The organism is Hansschlegelia beijingensis (assembly GCF_045505405.1).
Taxonomy (GTDB): domain Bacteria; phylum Pseudomonadota; class Alphaproteobacteria; order Rhizobiales; family Methylopilaceae; genus Methylopila; species Methylopila beijingensis_A.
In genome coordinates this window covers 1-1,298 of the sequence record NZ_JBJKEX010000532.1, presented here as the reverse complement: position 1 = coordinate 1,298, position 1,298 = coordinate 1, and the positions used below count along the sequence as shown (strand labels likewise).

Annotated in this window: 2 protein-coding genes; both read left to right on the top strand. The window is 67.9% G+C overall.

The window, feature by feature from the left end; genetic code table 11:
- Positions 1-256: alpha/beta hydrolase (locus ACIKT0_RS18415; protein WP_407106769.1), on the top strand; the 256-nt coding region annotated here is incomplete at its 5' end.
- 156 nt (positions 257-412) lie between these two features.
- A partial coding sequence (locus tag ACIKT0_RS18410) for a quinoprotein dehydrogenase-associated SoxYZ-like carrier (protein WP_407106768.1) occupies positions 413-1,298 on the top strand: 886 nt, incomplete at its 3' end.

The following is a 1,298-nucleotide window of genomic DNA, read 5'->3' as shown; positions in this document are numbered from 1 at the left end:
CCCGAGAGGTCAGCGGCCGGCGCTGCTGCGCCCGATGAGTCCGCTCGCCGCGGCGCCGGCCGCTGACCTCTCGGGGACTCCCGTCCTGATGCTGTCGGGTTCCTTCGATCCGATCGTTCCGGACGACGACGTCGGGAGGCTGGCCGGGACGCTGCGCGCCGCCGGGGCCGACGTGGATCATCGCACGCTGCCGGCCGGTCACGGCCTGAGCCAGGCGGACATCGCCGCCACGGCCGAATGGCTGGCCCGCTTCTGAAGGCCGGCTACTTGCGGAGGCGCGCGGCTCAGCCGGCGTCTCCGCCTTCTCTCCATGTAACGGAGGCGCAGGACGGCGCGTATCGTCTGAGCTATAATGCGCCGTTACGGGGAAGCCGTAACAGAGGCGACGCGAGATCGCTGCCCGGAGGAAGACATGACCAGACACTTCGCGCCGCTCGCCGCGGCGTTCTTCGCCGCCACGCTCGCCGTGACGCCGGCTCTTGCGGTCGATGACGAGGCGGCGCGGGATCAGCGCTGGACCAGTTTGCGTCAGGAAGTCTTCGGCGACCGCAAGGTCGAGGAGAGCAAGGATGTCGTTTCGCTCGAAGCTCCGGTGCGGGCCGAAGACGCCTCGCTGGTGCCGATGGCCCTCAAGACCGCCGATCCCGCCTCCATCAAGGGGCTGACGCTGGTCATCGACGAGAATCCGGGCCCGGTCGCCGCGCGCGTCACGTTCGGGCCTGCGGGCGACGCCGGACTGCTGAAGCTGCGGACCCGCGTCAACACCTACACCAACGTCCACGCCGTCGCGGAGACCACGGACGGCAAGCTGTTCCAGACCGCGCGCTTCGTGAAGGCGAGCGGCGGCTGCTCGGCGCCCGCGGGGACGAGCGAGGCGGACGCGATGCGCGGCATGGGCGAGATGCGGCTCAAGATCCGGGACGAGGTCACGCCCGGCAAGAGCGCTCAGGCGACCCTGATGATCCGTCATCCGAACTTCAACGGCATGCAGATGGATCAGATCACCCGCTCCTACACGCCGGCGCGCTACATCAAGGAAATCAAGGTCACCTATAACGACAAGGACGTCTTCGCGCTGGAGAGCGACATCTCGCTCTCGACCGACCCGGTGATCGAGTTCGGCTTCAAGCCGGAGGCCAAGGGCCAGCTCAAGGTGGCTGCGACCGACACCGCCGACGGTCACTGGGAGAAGACGTTCGACGTTCCGACGCAGAGCAACTTCCAGCTCTCGGCGCTGCGGCCGATCGCCTTGGTGCGAGCCATGAAGTCCACGTATTTCTGGATGTTCTGGGGCGTGG